Here is an 18,293-nt window from a genome sequence, read left to right on the forward strand (position 1 = left end):
TTAAGTAGGAAAGGTGCTCAAATGAACACTATGGAAGATGCTCAGAACCTAATAACTGAACTTGGCGAGCTATTGAAATTACCCAGTCTTAAACTCAACGATCAGGGTGTGGCTGCTCTGATTGCTGACAAAAGCTTCTCCGTTAATTTAGAATACTCCGCGGTTGATGGTGTCATACACCTGTATTCCAAGGTAATGGATCTAGATGGACCAGTGTCTGACGTGGTCTGCCGCAAGCTTATGGCTCTCAACGCTTATGGAAACGAGACTGGCGGTGCCAGTTTCGCGTGGGATGAGCTACATCACGAAATCATACTGTGGAAGCGCGTTGACCTCAAGATTGCTACTGCGCAGTACTTGAGTGGAGTCCTGGAGCAATTTCTAGATCAAGTAGAACGCTGGCGAGGACGGCTGGAGAGAGGCCTGGAAAGCTTGGAAGAACCAGAGCTTGGGGGTGGTTACGACAGAAGCGACCCGCAGTCGTCGCACACTGGGGCTACTAGGCCCACACCACCTGCAGCGCGAATGGGTGCTATACGAGGCTAGCCTAGGTACCTTATTACAAGGCAGGTGGTGTCGTCTCCCTCTGCAAGCATTCCTGAGAATTCTTCTATGTCGTTGAACGCCAGCTCTGCGTAATGTTGTGCTGATGACACTGTAGGCTGGCCGCTCATGAGCGTCTTCAGGCGATCAGCTCCGTAGAACAGCGTACCGTCCTTAGAATGTGATTCGGATAGTCCATCAGTGTAAATAAACAGCACATCTCCGGGAAATAATTGGAAGCTTTGGCACTTGTTGCGAAAACCCTCGATCACAGCCAACGCCATATTCTTTTCTGTTTTTAAGAAATCGGCAGACCCTTTGTTGTTGATTAAAACGGGTGATGGATGTCCGCAGTTAACATAGGACAGGCGCCCAGTGGTTATGTCAAGCATCCCGCAAAAAAGGGTAACAAACATAGCTTGAGTATTATCAGAACATAACAAATCATTTAGTTGATCGACGACTTCATCTAGTGGTCTATTTTGTGTTGCAAGCCCCCGAAGGAGGGTACGTGTAATAACCATAAAAAGGGCTGCAGGTATACCTTTACCTGACACATCGGCCACGACAAAACACAAGGATGAATTGCCAAGCTCAAAGTAGTCGTAAAAATCCCCCCCGACATCACTAAACGGTATCATTTTGGCAAACAGGTCTATTTCCTTAAACGATGGCGGATCTTTAGGCAATTTTGCTTCCTGAATACTTCTAGCAATATCTAACTCTTGCTGTAAAGCACGAAACTGAGCCTCATTTATAAGAGCAACCTGGAGCTGTTTGAGTAATACACGTAGACGGCTTTGCTGATCAACAACCATGTTGGTCAATTTTTTAAAAAGAGCGGTAAAACTAGCGAAATCAGAAAAAAAACCACCGCCAGAAGCACTCTTACTATGCCCTCTTTGCTGCGTTCTCCCCAACTCCTGAATAATTTGCTCTTCGGATTCATGGTCCAGGGTTTGAGCCAAAATCTCCAGTTGTCTTCTAACCAAACGTGCTCGCTTTTCCGTAACACGATCACGCTCTTGCAAAAACATGTCGTACCTTAGACGATTCTCCCTAAGCTCGTAAATTAGCTGAAAGAATTGGCTTGATTCACTATCATGGGCGAGCAAATCGCCAGATATAGGGGGAATAACCTCTCCTCGTGATAGTGAGGAGAGAAGACCATAAACATTGGTCAACCAAGATAAACCATCATTTATACTCAAGATCAACCAAAACCAAGTAACTCCAAGCAAAATTCCTAAGAGTATAAAAAATGCGAAGTATTCCTGCCTTATTTTGGTATAAAACTCTGTTTGGTCAACCCTAGAAACAAGAGTTGCCAAATGTGATGAGTGCATATCCAAAAGTGGTTGTGTCAAAAATAAATAGTGATGCCCATTATTGTGGGAATCAAAAGATGTTGGATATGAATGGCTGACACTAGAAATATCCAAATTGAAAAATTCTCCCTCCAGCAAGTGGTTTCTCGTATCAACTACAGCGGAAGAAAATCCAAGTATGGTAGAGATAAATTTTAAGTCCTCAGAAATAAATTTAAAATCTACTATCAGTCCTGCCTTTGTTGGATAAGAACAAAGCCATGCCATATGAATTTTACGATCTGGAAACAATCCACAAACCTTCTTTGATCTAAAAGTTTGAAATTCTCTTTCTCCCAACAAAAAATATTTAGACAAGCTTGAATAATTTGTACGCCAATAATAGACCTTTTGATCACCATAATATGCACCAGTAAAAATTTGGGGTTTATCTGATAAAGGCAAGGAAGTGTTTTCATGGACCAAACTGTCTAGTATGTGGCCCATATAACGAAAAGCTCTTTCCTCTATGCGCTTCCATGCGCGCGACTGAATTGACAAAATTTGTAAGTTATTGTCTCTAATGTGATTACTTACTTGCCAGTGGAATATTATGGAACTAGCTATGTACAAGATAATTATGGCAATAGTTATACGGAAAATAAAGTTATTCTTAATTATCATGGAACTTTTCCCAGTACTGATACAATAGTACCCCACCAAACACAGAAAATATAGCTAGTGACAAACTCAAACTATTCCACGTATTCACCAAATAAAAGAAAATCCCGCCAAATAGTATGGCAAAAACTGACCTAAGAGAATAAAGATTGCTCATCAAATTATCATGATTGTATGACACATCTATAAACATGCTGGTAATAAGGCTTAAAGTGAAAATCTGAGCATCACGAGACAAAAAATTTACCCAAAATCCAGATAAAATAGGAATACAAAGAAGAAATATTCCCAAAATAGAAAATAACAAGCGCCTAAGAATAAGATTATTATTAAGATATGAGAAAAAACTTACTAGACAAGCTAAAACAATAAACCATACTGATAGAAAATGAGATGTCTGGTAGAACAAGATCCAGCTTAACCCACCACCTGCAAAACAAAAAAACAAAACAATCAAGGGGGGGCTTGCATGAAAAAAGCTAGTATAGCTTTTGGCAGGAACCATAGAGTAGCGCCAAACAGGATTACGGTGAACATATCTCCACAAAAAAAATGATGTAACAAATAGCAACACCGCAGGGAAAAAGCTCAAGTTATCATGAGACACACGTTCCAAGAGGACATAAAACAAGGGCACAGGAATGAAAAACCCACCCAAAAGATACTTGATAGGCCAATTCAACGTCTCATTGTGTGGAATAATGTACTTAAAAATTTCCTTTTGACTGTCAGGAACCAAAGAAAGAGAATGGCAAAAAAGTCCAACTGCAAATGCCGCTACGGTAGTACCTATAGTATGATACTTCCAAAATAACAGTACTCCTATCCAGGACAGCCCCAAAGACAAAAATCCTACAAAGCGACGGGAATACCTATAAGTTACCGTATTAGCTACCACTGAACCTAAAGATAAAAATAAAATAATTAGAAACAATACTAAAAATAAAGAATTTAGATTTAACTCCAACATTATGCTTAATTGACAAGACAAAAGCAGAGTCATCCATCTTAGCTCTGTCATTGGTGCCCATGCCGTTAGCATCGTAATACATCTTGATGTTAGCTTATCCTGGGACTTTGCATCATCAAGTAACTGATGACAAGCATCCACTATCTCTGATGAACCCGTGCTATTTTGCAAAACATGGCAGCGTCTTTGCAAAAATGAAAAAATTTCATTTATTGATTGTACTAAAAACATTTGTTGCTGAGTTGATTGATCAGAATATCTGGCAGGCACAAAAGCTAATTGAGAAAAATCTCCCTGAGACCAAAAATAAAGGTTGCGTTGATAGCACCATCGGCTCAAGCATAAACCTGAATTAATCAAACTCAGAACTAACTCATACAGAACAAAAAACCCGAGAAAAAGTACTACACTTAATACGAGCCACGGCACAGAGAAAACATCATTCTCAGTTGAGAAGTATATTTTAAGAAAATACTCCTTATGAGGTGAAGAAGCGCTACCAGAAACTTGTAGCTTAGCCAGTTTATAGTATTTGGATTCACCTTTTATTGCCGACCAAATAATATGGTGGCCTTCATCTTCTATCTCTACATTAACAAGATCATTTGTAGCAAGTTTTTTAAGTCTATTAAGGTATGCCTTCAACATACCTTCTCCACCATTTTCATTAAGTATCATTTCAGATGACCTAATTACTTGTCTAAAAAGTAGATCCCTCTGTGTTTCAACAATACGGTTAGAAACAGGTGTCAAAACCACGAAAAGGTACTTGAACAAAAAACTCGTAACTAGCAATGAAATTAAAAAGATGTACACAGTAACACGTGACACTCTCATAATTAATCATCCTCCAAGTGCAGGAGAGACACTTGCGCTTTCCTAAGTCTGCGCCATGCTGCATCGAAACGATCTTGACCCCTTTCCACAATAGCCATATCAGGCTCATGAACATTTCTGATATATGGAACAAAAATAAACAAAAAAATTATAGAAGATATAAATATTAATATTGCAAAAACTACACCCAACCGAAACCAATATAATGAAAAATGGTAATCGGGAATAATCCATGAAATAGCCATGTGAGTATTTGTGTCTACATGACTTACAGAGCTTAAAACAGGCATGCCTACAACAAGATGATGCGATGAAATAGTCCGCCAAACATAGGTCTGTAGGTAGATACTACGAAATGCTGCTTCTAACCATTCTGGAGACACATATCTACCAACCTCAACAGGATTAAGACTTAAAAAAGTCTTAGCTTCTTTGCTAGATGGATATATTTTGAATATCTCACCATTGTACAAATATGGTGACAATTCACTTTGGCTATTAACTAGCACTCGCTCAAAGATACTTTTTTTATCAGCATGAGAATCTGATATAGACTGCAAAAAAAAACTCTCCTCCCTGATAAGCTTTGATATGTTAATATAGTTGTCGAATATGTGCATACGCACTTGGTAGAAAAAATTATCAGAAATAAAAACAATAACCGCTGCAGCAAACAACACCATACACACAGCTATAAATCCAGCTAGTTGGAAAATACTCTTGAACCAAAAACGATCGTAATCTTTCTTTTTCGCAAACCACATAACCTTACCGCCCTCTGAAAACAATCGGCTTTGGTAAATAGTTGCGATAGCAAACAAAATCAAATTGATAATCAAAATTCGACGCATCGCCTGCTTCGCGGGAATATTCTTGCCAATCAGAAGTTAACTCTGGGAAAAATGTATCACCTTTATAATCGCCGTGAATTTCTGTCAAAAATAAATAACTAGCGTACAAAAGACCCCATTTATACAAGCGAGAACCACCTATGATAAACATTGGCTTAGCATCATTTACTAGAGCGACCGCATCCTCTGGGGAAGAAACAAACGTCACTCCGTCAATATGATACGAGCGATGCCTAGACGTCACAACAATCATATCCCTACCTGGAAAGAGATACCCTTTCAGCGACTCCCAGGTAACACGTCCCATCAAAACAGCAGAGCCCCATGTCTTTTTCTTAAAAAAAGACAAATCAGCAGGAAGGCGCCAAGGAATTTGACCATTATAGCCAATTACACGGTTACGACTACAGCAGGCAATCATAGACAACACGACCACCCCTTATGCCAATAGGCTCCAGACGGAACCGAAAACAGACGACACTTTCTTCTCCTTAAGAGGTCGCCAAACACTGCTTAAACGTACAGACTTGGATGATTCAATGTAAACGACCGAACCCAAAAGCAACTTTTCCCCTAACAAAGAAACAGACTCTGACAACAAACCGTCCATTCCAAAAGGAGGATCGAGAAAAACGATATCACAATGAAGAGAACGGTCCTTAAATTCCCGTAGAAAACTAATTGCATCCTTCTTAAAAATCTTAGTATTGCTCTCTGTTTGTAGGTCCCTAACCGCTCGACATATACCAAGTATAGCATGGTGGTTGTTATCGACAAACGTAGCTCCAGCAGCATTACGTGATAGTGCCTCTAGCGCTAAAACACCACTCCCGGCAAATAAGTCCAGGCAATATAAACCCGAGAGGTTATGTCCTAACCAATTAAAAAGCGTCTCCCTTAACCTAATTGGGGTGGGCCGCACTATAGATTCATTACTAAAACGTACTACCCTGCTCTTCCAGTTGCCTCCATTAATAACTAACCTCCCCACGTCTAATTAACCCCACTATCTTCGGTAAACAAACTATCCATACTGTCCTCTTTGTCAGATTCTTTAGCTTCTTCTCTAGGGGCGGGACCAACAATAGTAGTTGATAAAAGTGATGGCTTTATGTACAGCTTAACTGCCCTACAAACATCATCTCTGGTAACTGCTCTAATATGAGAGACATAGGACCCAATCCAATTATAAGAAAGCTGATAGAATCCTATAAGAGATAGAATATGCAAATAACCAATGTTATCATCCCAGTATAGTGGAAAGCTTCTGATGAGCTGCTCTTTGGCTGAATCAATTTCTAAGTTGGTAAAGCAGTTAGTAATTGTATTATTAAGTTCATCATTAACAGCCTGCACAGCCTTAGCAGCTTCAGAAGCTCTGGTCTGTAGGGAAATACCAAACAATCCTTTTCTTTGATAGGGTAACACATAAGATCTGACGGAATATGCCAAGCCCTTGTTTTGCCTTATGTTAATTGCCAACCTAGAAGTTAATGGATCACCCCCAAAAGCCTGATTAGCTACTAACAATGGAAAGTAGTCAGCATCAGCGTAGGAAACAGCTAACCCGCCCATCGCAATATGAGTCTGGTGTGACAAAAAGTCTACCTTCTCCTCACTAGCCATACGCGCCTTTACCTGTCGCAACCTACATTTGCTACCGCCAGAGGGCAATCCGCTTAGCAAAAGTTTAACTATATTCTCAGCAGCGGACCTAGATACGTTACCAACCATAGCAATAGACAAAAATCTTCTCCTATAGTGCTTATTGTAGAAATCTTCTACATCCTTAACAGAAATATCAGAAATACTCTTTTCAGTAGGCATAACTCCATAAGGGTGGTTGCCATACACCTGCCTATACAGAGATCGCTTAACATAAAACTCAGGAAAGCTCTTATCTGTCTTCAGCTTTGACAACATAATACCCTTATGACGTTCAACTATACTTGGCAAAAATGATGGATGAGTCAAAAAATCCTCCACCACATTTATAGCATCTCTGACAGAGTCTGGATCAGACAAAGTACGTAGGTAGATTATTGCTCGATCAGAATCAACCGTAGTATGGTACAAAGCACCCAGAGAAGAGAATTTATCGGCAATCTGAAGCTCGTCCTCATCTCTAGATCCCATAGATAACACAGACGATACTAGGCTAGCTAAACCAGATCTACCCGGAGGATCGTACGCTGATCCGGCAGCAAAGGATAAGGCTATATCAAGTATGGGGGAACGTTTGGTCTCAGCAAATAATACTGATACCCCACTATCCTTCCAATGCTGTACGCCAGGCGGCGAGGCCTTAGCTATAAAACTAGCACTTACAAACGCCAATATAAAAAAACAGCGTGCAGCCCTAGCCATTAGATATCCCCCAAAATTTAATTTCTTTATGTACTAGCAACAGTTTCTGAAAAATTTGTTGGCAACTCACCCTTGGTATCCACATTATTTTGTTTCACCAAATCTGGATTCATTGATGGCCTCAATTCCCCACACACCATTAAAGAACGTTTAAAAAATTTAACAGCAAGCCTTTGTACATCCTCCTTTTTTACATTCTGAAAAGAGTTATAAAACTCATCCCGTGCGGCCAAATCTCTACCTGAAATAGCAAAATAACCTATGTCAAAAGCCCTGTTAGATAATGAATCTTGATCAAAAACATACTCAGCATATAATGAACGTTTGGCAGAAGAAATCTCTTTATCTGTAGGACCATTTGTCTGAATATCGCGAATAACAGACAGTACTAGCTTACGAATCAAGGCCATCTGTGAGCCTTCCTTGGCTACAAGGGAGATCTTAAATAATCCAGGTCCACGACCTATAGGAACATAGTCCACAGATAAAGACTCCAGGAGCTTTTTTTTCTTAATAAGCAAAGTATTCAACCTAGCACCAGGGTAGCCACCCAAAATGTATCCAAGAACCTGTAAGGCAACCGGGTCTGTAACCGGAACACCAACTGTCCATACGGGAACTACCCAGGCCATAGACATCATGTGAAAGGTCGTGGGCAAATCCAACACAAAATAGCGTGCACCACTTTGCTGAATCTCGGGACGAGATCGGCGCACAGGAAGCTCAGTATGTTTAATACCAGAAAAATAGGAACTAACTAAGGCACGAGCATCCTGTAGGGTGATATCTCCAACTAGAACTAATATAGAATTGTTAGGAGCATACCATGTACTGTACCACTGTCTAATATCATCTATAGTCATTTCATATAAATCGGCCCTCCAACCTATAACAGGGTTATGGTAGGGGCTAGTAACAAAAGCTGTGGCATTTAGTTGAACGTCCAAAAGGGCCTTAGGATTATCTTCCAACCTTAGCCTACGCTCCTCTATTACTATCTGGCGCTCGCGGTCAAAATCATCTTTGCTTAGTATAGCATTCCTCATCCTATCAGCTTCTAATGACAAAACGTATCCTAGATCAGAATGATTAACCTTCTCGTAATATACTGTCAGATCCCGGTCAGTGCCAGCATTATATAAAGCTCCTATCATCTTCAATTTATTTATAAATTGCTGACCAGGATAGGTAGTTGTACCACGAAACATCATGTGCTCACATGCGTGAGCAATTCCAGTAACACCATTAACCTCATCTATACTTCCAGCCCTATAAAATATGGCTAAAGCTATAACAGGTGACTGATCGTCGTGTACAACTATAACTTTCATGCCATTATCTAATGAAAAACTTCCGGATAAATCAGATGAATTTTCGGCAAACGAAAATGAACTTATTAGCAATGCAAAACAAAATGCAAACACCAACCTAAGTTCCATCGTAGAATATTCCTGAAAATTAGCAATGCTGTTCAACGCCACATGTGCGCTCTGATGATAGAATACATCTTTTCCCTTAGACCATACATAAACACACAGCATAGCTAAGGAACCACTTACTTTAGAAATGGTTAAACTAATCACGGGATACAATGTAAATGTTAAACTTCTTAAGGAAAAGATTCATACCAGATAATAATGGTAACTCAGTAGAAACTAAACCCAATTCATGGACTAAACTCAGAAAAAGCCTGAGTTTGACCAGGAAAAAAATTTTTTCCAATCTTAAGAAATTTTGGTCTCAAAATCAGCTAGATACAGACATTTGTGAAAAATTAGAGGAAACTCTTATAATGGCCGATTGTGGCCATGAGGCAACACAAGAAATTTTATCTCAAATCAGGAGCGCCTATAGCAAAAATTCAACTCTTACCATACACGAATTGCTCCGTGAAATAATACTGGCCCAAGTTTTACCCTTAGAAAAAAAATTCGAGTTGAGTGAGTCACCATCAGTTATCATAGTATGTGGAGTCAATGGTTCGGGTAAAACGACAACTATAGGCAAATTAGCCAAGTTTTTCCAAAATCAAAGTAAAAGTGTTCTGCTGGCAGCTGGAGACACATTTAGAGCTGCTGCTGCCGACCAGCTAAATGTTTGGGCCCGTAGCAATCAAGTAAACATGGTTCATCAGGAAAAAGGTGAGCCTGCGTCAATAGTATACGATGCAATTCAATCAGCTAAAGCAAAGAATATGGATGTCGTAATTGCAGACACTGCAGGTAGGCTATCTACACAAACTCACCTTATGGCGGAACTTGGAAAGGTGGTGCGCGTAGCAGAAAAATCCCTTGGCAAACCCCCTCAAGAAAAAATTATTATTGTTGACGGCACTATGGGACAAAACGTCATCCGCCAAATCGAGACTTTTAACGAGATCATGAAAGGACTATCAGGAATTATAGTAACAAAGTTAGATGGATCAGCAAGAGGAGGCACAATCACATCCATGTCCAAGCGGTTTAACATTCCAGTGTACTTTATCGGCACCGGGGAAAGCATAGACGATCTGGTGCCATTTAGCGCCAAGGAATACGTAGACGGTCTCCTTGGAACCTGCCATCAAGAGTAATGTAAACATTCAAGACTGGCTATCAGGCTTCTTACGCCAAAGATCCTCAAGTGAGTATTGTTCCCTCATCTCATCAACCATTATGTGTACGACTATATCGCCTATATCTACCAGTATCCAATTACCTTCACTTTCTCCTTCTACTCCAATTATCTGGTACTTATTATCTTTTAATTCCTTAATCAGGTGTCTAGATAAAGCCTGGGAGTGTCTAGGATTATCAGCAGACGCTACAACCATGCCGTCAAAAATAGTAGGGAAAAGAGAAGTATCTAAAAAAACTACATTTTCAGATTTATTGCCCTCTAGTACTTTAACTACCAACTGAAGCAACGCTTCTTCCATTAACGAACCCTCATAGCCTATTATTTATAAATACTGTAAGCGGACACATAGGCAGCCACTCCTGGGGGTAAACCAGGACAACTTCCAATTTCACGAATCTTATCCTTCACAAAACTTGAAGATACGTCAAAGGAAACCATAGGAACATCCAAAACTGCACCGTAATACTGTCCGTAAAATAAACACCTCTGTCTCTTGCGCCATAAAGATAGAACTGGATCTAATAGACACTTACCCAACCCATATCTAGGAACGACAGCCAAATTAACCTCATTTAAAATGTCAATACCATTCTTCCAAGTTCCTATTCCAGAAAAGCTATCCCACCCTAGCACCAACGTTAATGGAAAATCATATCCTAAATCACCCCTTAATGCGCGAACGGTTTCTATGGTATAAGTAATACCATCATTGTAGGCCTCGTGAAGGCTGATCTCATGTCCGGGAAGCTGTAAAACGGCCTTCGATAGCATAGATAATCTGTGGTTAATGGGAGCGTTAATGGCGCTCTTTTGCCAAGGATGTCCGGCTGGCATCCAAATCATCCTAGAAAAAGAACACGCAATTTGAACCGCACGGGCAACAGCGCAATGTCCTTCATGAACTGGATCAAAAGTACCACCAAAAATACCTACATGTGTTCGCATGATATGCATTGTCCGATAGTAAGCAACAAATAATACATGCTCAACTATAAAGCACAATGTGTTACATCACGTAACACATTAGCAAACAATGTAGCTAATACACCATAACTAAATTGCTAATATTAAGCTGAAGGAAATATTTATTAATACAGTAGATGCAATTCATATTTTTGACGCAAGCACATTTTTTGCCTCATACTCGAGAACTGTTAAATAAACTGCAAGCATAAGTACGACAACGGATCTAATAAAAGTAATGAGCAAAGTCGCATAATCTGCACTAACACTCGCAGCAATTGTCATCTAGAATGTTAGCATACAGAGTGGATGCCACCAGGGTGGAATAGCAATAGATGTGTATAGTAGTTAACGGGAGGGTGTTGCCGTGAATATTGTTATAAAGATTAGAGGTAATGATAGCAATCAAAGTAATGAAATTAGCATAGACTTAGATCTTTCATCCCTTAGACAACAGATGGGATCGCGCCTTACAATTGAAGATGTAAACGTACGTGTATCGGAAGTTGATTTTCCTCAAAACCAAGAATCATATATTCATACCGAATGTATAGAAGAAGGACCAAACACACAAGAAAGTAGTCCACTAGAAACAATGTCTATAGAGGCGAGTAATGCACATAGCACAGATGGCATAAAACGCAAAAAAGCAGAGAGCTTATGTTGCCGTTGTCCTGAATCAGTACTATCTTTTTTATTGGCAGGGGTAGTTGCATTTGTTTTGGGTGCATGCGTACGCTTTACTGGAATTACATTCGGCAGTCTTGTTTACGACGCAATAGTTGCTGTTTCTGCGTGTTTTTTGTTGCTGTTACTTTCTTTCTTGACTGTCGAAGCGCTTGGAAAAACCACTGCAGTAAGTAAATTTTACACCCGTCTGGGGCAGATTATATAGCACTGCAAGTAAATGTGATTGCAATACACAACTAATGCTACTCCTTCTGCCTCTCTGCTGCTGCCGCTTGAACTACTCCTTCTATCGTTTCTTCTATTTCTTTATCATCTCTCGCCATCTCCATTGCTCTAGCTTTAGCTGCTTTCTCCTCCTCCCTCGCTTTAACTCTCGCTGCTTTCTCCTCCTCCTTCGCCTTAGCTCTCGCTGCTTTCTCCTCCTCTTTCGCTTTAGCTCTCGCTGCTTTCTCCTCCTCTTTCGCTTTAATTGCCGCCGCTTTTTCTTTCTCATGAGCTACAACCTCTTCCTCCATTCTTTTCAACACCTCCCGCGCCTTCCTCCTTCTCTCCGCCTCCTCTGCTTCCAATTCTGCCAGACCATCTTTTATAGAATTCGCTATCCTACCTGATCTCCTTTCTACTCTCTCTCTCTCTCTTGCCGCTTCCCTTTCCTCTCTTTCCTTAGCCTTCATCAGCGCTCTATGTCTCTTTCTCTCCTCTGTCTCTGCTCTAATCTTCTCTTTCATCTTCTCTTTCCTCATTTCCTGCTCTTTTATCTTTTCTTCTCTAATCAACTCCTTCTCCAATCTTATTCTTTCACTTTCCTCTCTTTTCATTGCCTCCCTATCTTCCTCTTCCTCTTCCTCTTCCTCTTCCTCCGTCCTAATTATGTCAACGTCTAAAACTACATCTCCAAGTATTCTTACCGACATCGAAGAAACTTTTACCGGTCCCTCTTTCTCCACTCTCTCTGATGTTGCTTGACCTTCCGATCCCGATTCTTCCATTACTATCTCTGACGACACTACTAAATCAGTTGCAGGTACAGCTACCTCAGTTGCAGGTAATATTGCCATCACTGCAGGTTCTTCTTCTGCACTAAACACTACCTCAGAGCTTCCTGCAGCACTATGTACTGGCGCACTTGATGATTCACCATGTACACCAGCATCTATATCTTCTACTATTATTTTCGGCTCTACTAGGCCTTCTACAAGAACCTGCATCAATTCATGATCAGGTTCCATATAGTCGGAGATATCACTGTAATCTCCACCAGTTTCTTGGATTGCAACATCAACTACATCTAGTGCCTGACTTCGCAATAAATCTTCTCTAGCAAGATCAAACTGTGTGGCATCACAAAAAATATCTTGAAACAACTCTTCATCAGGTAGCATTCCCAGCTCTAGTGCTAAATCCGACACCATCCCATGCGTAGTAACATCTACATCTTCTGCTGACTCTGCCGCCGGTGCTACCGTAAATAAAGGTGCTCCTATGCTATCCATCAGTGCTTTTATTGTTGCCTCGTTATTGGCAAGAGTACCATCGTCGTCACTAGATTGAGCAACAGCACTAGTTCCCTCTCCTAGTTTAGAATGAACCAATGCTTCCTGTTCGTCTAAAAGCTGAACTACTAAACTTGATATATGGCAAGCCTGCGGGGTACCATAAAACATACCTCTAGATAGCATCTCACCAGGTTGCATCCCCAACATTTGTGCTAAATGTGGCGCTAATGCAACTCCCATTTCCTCAGCAGGTCCTGCACTCTGTTCCAATTCCAACGCACTCGATGACTGTGCCTGCTCATCTGCCCCGCCTTGCTCATAACCACCATCAGGACCACTTAACTCACTACCTGTGCCACCCAATTTCCTTTTCATTAGAACAGAGTCCTTCTATTTTATTGTTTTATTATTCCATTAATACCACGAGCTGTAGATAAATCTGTCCACAGCTAAAATCAAGCTTGTTTTCTTAATTCGATATACTTTTTAGAAAACACGTACATTTAATATAAAAAAAATGCCCCCCACGAGCATGCAAAACAGACAACCACAAAGACACAGAACACATAGTTACAGTATAAATTTACACATCTAAACAGATACAATTAGAACGGTGGGCCAGTAAAAGACCACTTTCAACTGTAATAATACCCTATCCAGTAGTGCCAAACATCCCAATTATCTTTGCCGGCTTACTGGCAGACAAACTAAGTTCCCCTCAGCAATTAGCATAATTTCCGCAACTACCTAAAAATACAATATAAAAACCGTAACTAGCTGTAACTTATTGAACAATATTGTATAGGATCAAGTATTTTAGGTACAACTCTTTGATAAAAAATAATAGATCTTAGAATAATATTTTTTCCACTGCTCGTGCACAGGATTAATATGGATACAACAAATTAGATTTATTTTATTTTTTATCTGTCAGTAAATACCTGTTATGCATCAAATTAATTATTCTTAAGGAAGAAAGCAACAATGCTGTACTTTACCTAAACATAATAACCAGAATACGCAAGCCTCTATAGCAGGCTCCACTTACCTCCAACATATACATTTCTTGCACCAACAAACACCCTTTTCCATCTGTACAGAAATCAAAATTGTAGTCTTCTCAAATCAAGCACTTTCGTGACTGCAACACATCCTCTATATTAATTTAATTGTATTAGATACTACTAAGATTTACACCGTTAGTGAAAAATTTACAAAGGCAGGACTAACGAATTAGTAATCTCATTTTTGCTAGTATAAACCGAGCTACCCTTCTTCTACTAAGATATCTATTGCTACTATTTCCATCACTTAAAGCACTTCTCTTACTTATTCTGCTGTTGTTATTTCTCTTATTAGTTCTGCGATATCATTATTTATGTCTCTGCAAATATCGAAACGATCTCCATCATGTCATACATTATGAGTATCCTGAACGCATAAAACTTGATGAATATAAACAAAGTAGATCATAAGCTACAAAACGCACCCAAAACAACCCTCACCAGACCGCACCAACAATATCAGGCCAAATCAAATCTACACTCGTGTAGCTACTGGAACCCTACCAAGATTACGCATCTAGCTCTGACCGATGAATAACACAAAGATTATGTATTTGTTTGTATACCTACATCACCCTCGCATAATAATCGATTAACTATAACTAGGCTTGGGCTTTCTTTTTTATATCCACATTACACAATAAAGACATACCTACAATCAACACCCACGAGTCTGCTGCTCCTCTTAGCACTAATTCTTACACTAAACTAGCCTTCCTAATTCTTATATCACCACTTACTCTACTGTGCTGTATCTCACACCCTAGTATGGCAGTCAATTCTCCTACCCCTACCACTTACTGATTACTCATACTTACTCTGCCTCGCGCCTGTTTCCTCTTCCGATTCCGATTCCTCTACTCCTAGCTCCAGCCATTGCTAGATTCTTCTCTTCCGCAACTCTACTCTCCTCTCTTAATTTCTTTTTTATCATCTTCTCTTTCTTGCCTCTTCCAACCTCTCCTTTACCACTCCACTTGCCTCTTTTGCCTTCTCAAACTCAACTCTCATTTCCTCTCTCAATTTCTTCCTTGACTCTCCTCATCTCTCTTCCATCTTTTTACTCGACTCTCCCTCTTCCGATTTCTTTTTCGCTACCTCCACTTCCTTAGCTACTACACGTATAGACCTCACTCTCCCTGGACCTATAGCACTCATTCTCCCTTTCGATTCTTGCCCTTGCAATTCAGATTCTACTACACCCACCGACGGTACTACACACGCTGGCAGTACTGGCACTGCAGGTGATTCTATGCTATCCATCAAAGCCTGCATTAATTCTTCATTAGCCGCTATAAGAGCAGCAGTATCTCCATGACCAACGCTAATTCCCTCTTGGATTGCACCAGATCCTTCCAATTCTTGATTGCGCAATAAATCTTCTCGAATTGCTAAAAGCTGACTTACTATTTCTAAAATGACATCAAATTGTGGAGTACCGTAAAACATACCTCTACATAACACTTGATCAGGCTTCATTCCCAGCGATCGTGCTAAATCTGGTTCCAACACGAACCCTTCCTCAGAGACCCCGGTATCATATCCTGATACTACACCTGGCACTTGCCAATGAGCAGTACCTACACCCTCCATCATCACTGCCCCCGATGCACCTGATACTTGCCCATGCTCAGTAGTATCTATATCTTCCACCATCACTGCCGGTACTACTACTGCAAATGGAGGTGCTTCTATACTATCCATCAGCGCTTGTATTGTTATTGCGTTATATTCTATGAGAGAAAGAGTATCAACCTGGCTATGTTGGACGGCATAACTAGTCCCCTCTCCTAATACACGGCTAAACAAACCTTCCTGTTCGTTTAAAAGTTGAAATACTAAACTTGATATGCAATACGCATGTGGGGTGCCATAAAACGCACTTCGAAATAACCCTTCACCAGGTTGCATCCCCAGAGATTGCGCTAAATGTGGCGCCAACGGAAAACCTCCTACCTCGGCAGATCCTGTACTTTGTTCTAACTCTAAGGCACTAGATGGTTGTACCTGCTCATATGCACTACCCTGCTCATAGCTACCATCAGGACTACTTGCTTCACTGCTCGTACTACTTAATCTTCGTTTCATTAGGTATAGAATCCATATTTTTTATTTTCTATCTACTGATAATATTCACTGTAGAAAAGCATCTCTGCTTCTAATATCAAACTAGTTTTTTAACCCAATATACCTCCTAGAATACACTCACATACACGCTAAAAAATACTCTCAACAAAAATTGCAGAACCACACACGTATTGAAAAGTTAGACGTACCACATCTGAGCCAACATACCTAGAGTGCTGGGATGGTAAAGTATCTCTTTCAACCAACATCCACCATCACTAAACATTCAGTTATTGCAATTATTTTTGTAGAACTACTGATATTCCAATTAAGCAAATTTACCAATCAGCGCAGTTTCCACAATTCTCTAAATCTTAAATTAATAAGGAAAGAATAAAACGTAAACCCGATGCAAAACACTATAATTTACTTGATAATACTGTTGTTTGTGAAATATCTGGATAGACAAAAAAGCAAATCTTAGAATAACAATAACTACTGTTTCTTTGCTCTCGCTGAATCTGCTGCAGCTTCTTCCTTTAACTTCAATCTCACGCTCATTTCAGTTATCAACTCTTGATACAAACACACTACTACCACTTCCGTCTGCTACCACGGGCACACTCTATGCTACCCATCAGAGCCTGTAATATTAATTCTTCACCAGCTGCTATAATAACAGTAGCATCTTCACAGCTAACACCAGTTTCTTTTTGGATTGCAACATCAGCACCTTCTAATACTTGACTTCGCAATAAACGTTTCCTCAATGCTGAAAGTTAACTTGCTATTTCTAAAACGATATCGAACGTGGAGTGCCACAAAACATACCCAGAAATAGCCATCGGTCAGGTTACATTATCAGCGTTGATAACGCTGAATCCTGCACCAACATAAACCCTTCCTCGGAGTTTCTGGTGTACTTGTTAGTGTTAGTTCATGCGGGATATCTATACCTTCTGCTAAAACTGCCGATACTACCATAACTGTATATCATTTTGCTTAGTATCTATATCAATTTCGCATAGGAATACTAGACTGACTTATTACAACCATGATCGGGATTTTATTTTTTTATATTAACTTTTATTTTTTATATTAACCTATGAATAATAAAACAATACCTACACTCAACACCAATTGATCTGCGCTCCTCTTAGTGCTCTCATTACTAATTTCTATACTAAGCTAACCTCCTAATTCTTATATCACCATTTAATACTATGTACTAATCTCACATTCTAATAATCAACTCTCCTACTGCTACTTACTCCGGCTTACTCCTCTTAGCGCTTGTTTCCTCTTCCGATTCCGATTCCGATTCCGATTCTTCTACCACTAATTCTATCACTCCGGCCATTGCTAGACTCCTCTCTTTCTCAACCCTACTTTCTTCTCTCAATCTCTCTATTTCCTCTTTGTCCGCTTTCCTTTTCTCTTTCAATGTCTTTCTCTTCATTTCAAATGCTCCTGCTACCTCCTTCCACCTATTTTTCCTTTCCTTCTCTCTCTCTTTCTCCTTCTCTTTCTCAACTCTACTTTCTTCCATCAACCTCCTTTTTGCCTCCAATTTCTCCATTGCCACTCTACTTGACCCCTCCTTTTCCTTTCTCGCTTTCTCTGACGCAACCCACTCTTCTCCTCTCAATCTACCTATTTCCTCTTTTTCTTTCTCTTTATCCTCTTTCCTTTTCTCTTTCAATGTCTTTCTCTTCATTTCAAATGCTCCTGCTACCTCCTTCCACCTATTTTTCCTTTCCTTCTCTCTCTCTTTCTCCTTCTCTTTCTCAACTCTACTTTCTTCTTTCAATCTCCTTTTTGCCTCCTTTTGATTGCTA

The 18,293-nt window shown here is 40.0% G+C and carries 16 protein-coding genes; 3 read left to right on the forward strand and 13 right to left on the reverse strand.

The window, feature by feature from the left end:
* Positions 1-30: 30 nt before the first annotated feature.
* A complete protein-coding gene (locus tag A6733_RS09595) occupies positions 31-546 on the forward strand; it encodes a type III secretion system chaperone (RefSeq protein WP_176696084.1) in 516 nt (171 codons plus the stop codon).
* On the opposite strand, the gene A6733_RS01035 is transcribed toward A6733_RS09595, so the two are convergent.
* From A6733_RS01035 to A6733_RS01065, 7 genes are read right to left on the reverse strand one after another with little or no spacing between them, the layout of a single operon-like run.
* A complete protein-coding gene (locus tag A6733_RS01035) occupies positions 543-2,534 on the reverse strand; it encodes a PP2C family protein-serine/threonine phosphatase (RefSeq protein ID WP_092402512.1) in 1,992 nt (663 codons plus the stop codon). The genes A6733_RS09595 and A6733_RS01035 overlap by 4 nt on opposite strands.
* Positions 2,524-4,338 (reverse strand): hypothetical protein, encoded by a 1,815-nt coding sequence (locus A6733_RS01040; RefSeq protein ID WP_092402515.1) that lies wholly within the window; start codon positions 4,336-4,338, stop codon positions 2,524-2,526. Before A6733_RS01040 ends, A6733_RS01035 begins: the two co-directional genes overlap by 11 nt.
* A gap of 2 nt (positions 4,339-4,340) precedes the next feature.
* A complete protein-coding gene (locus A6733_RS01045) occupies positions 4,341-5,102 on the reverse strand; it encodes a hypothetical protein (protein ID WP_092402517.1) in 762 nt (253 codons plus the stop codon).
* Between the two features lie 4 nt (positions 5,103-5,106).
* Positions 5,107-5,610 (reverse strand): dihydrofolate reductase, encoded by a 504-nt coding sequence (locus A6733_RS01050; protein ID WP_141663024.1) that lies wholly within the window; start codon positions 5,608-5,610, stop codon positions 5,107-5,109.
* A gap of 18 nt (positions 5,611-5,628) precedes the next feature.
* Positions 5,629-6,180 (reverse strand): 16S rRNA (guanine(966)-N(2))-methyltransferase RsmD, encoded by a 552-nt coding sequence (rsmD, locus tag A6733_RS01055; RefSeq protein WP_092402521.1) that lies wholly within the window; start codon positions 6,178-6,180, stop codon positions 5,629-5,631.
* Positions 6,181-6,182: 2 nt separating this feature from the next.
* Positions 6,183-7,556: a M16 family metallopeptidase gene (locus tag A6733_RS01060; protein WP_092402523.1), complete on the reverse strand. Its 1,374-nt coding sequence runs from the start codon at positions 7,554-7,556 to the stop codon at positions 6,183-6,185.
* Positions 7,557-7,582: 26 nt separating this feature from the next.
* On the reverse strand, positions 7,583-9,037 hold the full coding sequence (locus tag A6733_RS01065; protein ID WP_176696750.1) for a M16 family metallopeptidase: 1,455 nt from the start codon (positions 9,035-9,037) through the stop codon (positions 7,583-7,585).
* A gap of 116 nt (positions 9,038-9,153) precedes the next feature.
* On the opposite strand from A6733_RS01065, the gene ftsY reads away from it, so the two are divergent.
* Entirely contained in the window at positions 9,154-10,128 is a 975-nt protein-coding gene (ftsY, locus tag A6733_RS01070) for a signal recognition particle-docking protein FtsY (protein ID WP_092402527.1), read from the forward strand.
* A gap of 9 nt (positions 10,129-10,137) precedes the next feature.
* Here ftsY and rsfS read toward each other — a convergent pair whose 3' ends face one another.
* Both rsfS and A6733_RS01080 read right to left on the reverse strand, forming a co-directional pair.
* Positions 10,138-10,473 (reverse strand): ribosome silencing factor, encoded by a 336-nt coding sequence (rsfS, locus tag A6733_RS01075; protein WP_092402529.1) that lies wholly within the window; start codon positions 10,471-10,473, stop codon positions 10,138-10,140.
* Positions 10,474-10,493: 20 nt separating this feature from the next.
* Positions 10,494-11,120 carry a nicotinate-nicotinamide nucleotide adenylyltransferase gene (locus tag A6733_RS01080; RefSeq protein ID WP_175330490.1) on the reverse strand — a complete coding sequence of 209 codons (627 nt, stop codon included), beginning with the start codon at positions 11,118-11,120 and terminating at the stop codon, positions 10,494-10,496.
* Between the two features lie 385 nt (positions 11,121-11,505).
* On the opposite strand from A6733_RS01080, the gene A6733_RS01085 reads away from it, so the two are divergent.
* Complete coding sequence (locus A6733_RS01085; RefSeq protein ID WP_092402533.1) at positions 11,506-12,033, forward strand: hypothetical protein; 528 nt, start codon at positions 11,506-11,508, stop codon at positions 12,031-12,033.
* Between the two features lie 37 nt (positions 12,034-12,070).
* On the opposite strand, the gene A6733_RS01090 is transcribed toward A6733_RS01085, so the two are convergent.
* The 4 genes from A6733_RS01090 to A6733_RS08755 form a co-directional block, all read right to left on the reverse strand.
* Entirely contained in the window at positions 12,071-13,699 is a 1,629-nt protein-coding gene (locus A6733_RS01090; protein WP_092460250.1) for a hypothetical protein, read from the reverse strand.
* Positions 13,700-15,429: 1,730 nt separating this feature from the next.
* Positions 15,430-16,476, reverse strand: coding sequence for a hypothetical protein (locus A6733_RS01095; RefSeq protein ID WP_092403356.1), 1,047 nt, complete (start codon positions 16,474-16,476; stop codon positions 15,430-15,432).
* 572 nt (positions 16,477-17,048) lie between these two features.
* Positions 17,049-17,210, reverse strand: coding sequence for a hypothetical protein (locus tag A6733_RS08750; protein ID WP_175330616.1), 162 nt, complete (start codon positions 17,208-17,210; stop codon positions 17,049-17,051).
* 512 nt (positions 17,211-17,722) lie between these two features.
* Positions 17,723-18,293: hypothetical protein (locus tag A6733_RS08755; RefSeq protein ID WP_439328880.1), on the reverse strand; the 571-nt coding region annotated here is incomplete at its 5' end.

The organism is Candidatus Ichthyocystis sparus (assembly GCF_900078745.1).
Taxonomy (GTDB): Bacteria; Pseudomonadota; Gammaproteobacteria; order Burkholderiales; family 2013Ark19i; genus Ichthyocystis; species Ichthyocystis sparus.

Bases quoted from the DNA above. Each gene is read 5' to 3' on its own strand.
- A6733_RS09595 (WP_176696084.1), top strand. From the start codon at position 31: ATGGAAGATGCTCAGAACCTAATAACTGAACTTGGCGAGCTATTGAAA.
- A6733_RS01035 (WP_092402512.1), bottom strand. From the start codon at position 2,534: ATGATAATTAAGAATAACTTTATTTTCCGTATAACTATTGCCATAATT.
- A6733_RS01040 (WP_092402515.1), bottom strand. From the start codon at position 4,338: ATGAGAGTGTCACGTGTTACTGTGTACATCTTTTTAATTTCATTGCTA.
- A6733_RS01045 (WP_092402517.1), bottom strand. From the start codon at position 5,102: ATGTGGTTTGCGAAAAAGAAAGATTACGATCGTTTTTGGTTCAAGAGT.
- A6733_RS01050 (WP_141663024.1), bottom strand. From the start codon at position 5,610: ATGATTGCCTGCTGTAGTCGTAACCGTGTAATTGGCTATAATGGTCAA.
- A6733_RS01060 (WP_092402523.1), bottom strand. From the start codon at position 7,556: ATGGCTAGGGCTGCACGCTGTTTTTTTATATTGGCGTTTGTAAGTGCT.
- ftsY (WP_092402527.1), top strand. From the start codon at position 9,154: ATGTTAAACTTCTTAAGGAAAAGATTCATACCAGATAATAATGGTAAC.
- rsfS (WP_092402529.1), bottom strand. From the start codon at position 10,473: ATGGAAGAAGCGTTGCTTCAGTTGGTAGTTAAAGTACTAGAGGGCAAT.
- A6733_RS01080 (WP_175330490.1), bottom strand. From the start codon at position 11,120: ATGCGAACACATGTAGGTATTTTTGGTGGTACTTTTGATCCAGTTCAT.
- A6733_RS01090 (WP_092460250.1), bottom strand. From the start codon at position 13,699: ATGAAAAGGAAATTGGGTGGCACAGGTAGTGAGTTAAGTGGTCCTGAT.
- A6733_RS01095 (WP_092403356.1), bottom strand. From the start codon at position 16,476: ATGAAACGAAGATTAAGTAGTACGAGCAGTGAAGCAAGTAGTCCTGAT.